This window comes from Cellulomonas massiliensis JC225 (genome assembly GCF_000312005.1).
GTDB lineage: Bacteria > Actinomycetota > Actinomycetes > Actinomycetales > Cellulomonadaceae > Cellulomonas > Cellulomonas massiliensis.
Genome location: NZ_HE978588.1, coordinates 1,411,810 through 1,414,157, shown reverse-complemented (window position 1 = coordinate 1,414,157; position 2,348 = coordinate 1,411,810). Strand labels below are relative to the sequence as shown.

Annotated in this window: 2 protein-coding genes and 1 pseudogene; all 3 read right to left on the bottom strand. The window is 72.8% G+C overall.

The window, feature by feature from the left end; translation table 11 throughout:
- On the bottom strand, positions 1 to 931 hold a 931-nt coding region (locus HGCM_RS17320), incomplete at its 3' end, for a HAMP domain-containing protein (protein ID WP_019136090.1).
- Positions 931 to 2,007, bottom strand: coding sequence for a substrate-binding domain-containing protein (locus HGCM_RS06720; RefSeq protein WP_026075309.1), 1,077 nt, complete (start codon positions 2,005 to 2,007; stop codon positions 931 to 933). The genes HGCM_RS06720 and HGCM_RS17320, both read right to left, overlap by 1 nt.
- A gap of 55 nt (positions 2,008 to 2,062) precedes the next feature.
- Positions 2,063 to 2,348: pseudogene (locus HGCM_RS06715) on the bottom strand (methyl-accepting chemotaxis protein); the annotation flags it as partial.

Genomic DNA, 2,348 nt, shown 5'->3' with positions numbered 1-2,348 from the left:
CCGCGACGACACCCGCCTGCGCGCTCGTCTCGCCGGCGGCGCCGGAGACCTCCTGGTTGGAGCCGGCCAGGCGCTGCGCCGAGTCGGCGACCTCGCGTGCCGTGCGGGCGACGTCCTGCAGCGTCGCGCGCAGGCTCTCCTGCGCGCTCGTGAGGGACGCGGCCATCCGGCCGACCTCGTCCCGCTCGCGCACCTCGGTGCCGACCGTGAGGTCGCCCGCGGCCATCGCGTCGAGCGAGGAGCCGACGTCGCGGACCGAGCGCGAGATCCGGCGGATCGTCGCGGCGGCCAGCGCGGCCGCGACCGCGGTCGCGACGACGAACGTGACGGCCAGCACGACGATCATCTGGCGCGCCCGGGCCTCGCCGGCCTCCTGGATGGCGACGACGTCCGCGTCGGTCTGGGCGGAGGCCAGCGCGAGCGCACGGCCGGCCCAGTCGGGGTTCGCGGCGACCTCGGCGGACACGGTCGCGCCGAAGCCCGCCACGTCGCCCGCCTCGATCTGCGGCACCAGGGTGCTCGCCCGCAGCGCGACCCACGCGTCCCAGCGGTCGCGGAAGTCGCGCCACTGCGGCGTGTCGGACTGCGGGAACTGCTCGATGACCGCGATCTGCGACGTCACGTCCTGGTCGACCCAGTCGGCCGAGGTGAGCAGCTGGCGCCGCGTGTCCTCGTCGACGCCGACCGCGCGGCGCACCAGCAGGTGGCTGCGCTGCTGGTCGACCGACAGCTGGGAGAAGGCGCGCTGCAGCTGGGTGTTGAGCTGCGACATGTGGTCGAGGTCCTGCGCGCTGTTCCACAGGGCGTAGGCGCCGGCGCCGCCGACGAGGGCGAACGCGCCACCCAGGACGAGGAGGACGACCGTGAACTTCGCGCCGATCGACCGGTCCCAGAACCAGGCCGCGCGCCGGCGCACGGGGGTGGTGCCCATCAGCCGATCTCCTTCTCCGAGTAGTAGCCGCTGTCGATGAGGACGGCGCGGTAGTTGTCCTGGGTGACCAGCTGCGGCGGCAGCAGGTACGACGGCACGACGGTCACGCCGTTGTCGTACGAGGTCGTGTCGTTGACCTCCGGTTCCGAGTCGCGGAGCAGGTCCTGCACCATCTCCACCGTCACCTCGGCGAGCTGACGGGTGTCCTTGTAGACGGTCGAGAACTGCACGCCGGCGGCGACGGACTTCACGGCGGGCACCTCGGCGTCCTGGCCCGGCACGACCGGCGTGTAGCCGAGGTCGGCCGTCGCGGCGAGGACCGCCTGCGCGATGCCGTCGTTCGGCGCCAGCACGGCCGCGAGGCGCGTGCCGCCCTGGTAGCGGCCGAGCAGCGACGTCATGCGCTCGCCCGCGACCTCGGCCTTCCAGCCCTGGGTCGCGACGTCCTCGCGCTCGACCTGCCCCGACGGGACGACGAGCACGCCCTCCTCGAGGTAGGGCTGCAGGACCGACATCGCGCCGTCGTAGAACACGGTGGCGTTGTTGTCGTCGGGCGAACCGGCGAACACCTCGATCGCGAACGGCCCCTTCGCCTTGGTCCGCTCGCCGTTGGCGTCCAGCACCCCGATGCCCTGCAGCAGCGAGGTCGCCTGGAGCACGCCGACGCGGCGGTTGTCGAACGAGGCGTAGAAGTCGACGTCGCCCGTGTCGCGGATGAGCCGGTCGTACGACACGACCTTGACGCCCGCGTCGTGCGCCTTGGCGAGCACCGGGCCCAGCGGCTTGGAGTCGACCGCGCCCACGACGAGCGCGTCCGCACCCGCGTCGAGCATCGCCTGGATCTGGTCGACCTGCGCCTGCGGGTCGTCGTCCGCATAGCGCATGTCCACGTCGAAGCCGAGCGACTCGAACTGCGCGGACAGGTTCTCGCCGTCCGCCACCCACCGGGTCTGCACCGTGGTGGGCATCGCGATCCCGACCAGCGGGGTCTCGTCCTGCGCCTGGGGTCCCGCGCAGCCCGCGGCGAGCGCGAGCACGCCCACCAGGGCCAGCGCGGGGGTCCTGCGTCCGGTCATCGTCGTCCGTCCTTCGAAGAGTCCGTGGCACGCACGGTGCAGAGCGGTGAGGGGGTCAGTAGGTGAAGGCGGTGACGCGCGAGCGCAGGTCCGCCGACATCCGGGCGAGCTCGTCGACCGAGGAGCCCATCTGGCCGACGACCTCGGAGCTCGTGGCGGACGCGGTGGCGACGCCGGTGATGTTGGAGGCGATCTCGCCCGAGCCGGTGGCGGCCTCGGCGACCCCGCGCGACATCTCGTTCGTGGTCGCGGTCTGCTCCTCCACCGCCGAGGCGATGGTCAGCTGGTAGTCGTTGATCGAGGCGATGATCGAGCCGATCTCCCCGATCGCCGCCACCGCA

What these genes read in the sequence shown, in the direction of transcription:
- HGCM_RS06720 (WP_026075309.1), bottom strand. Translation starts at nt 2,007, where the DNA reads ATGACCGGACGCAGGACCCCCGCGCTGGCCCTGGTGGGCGTGCTCGCG.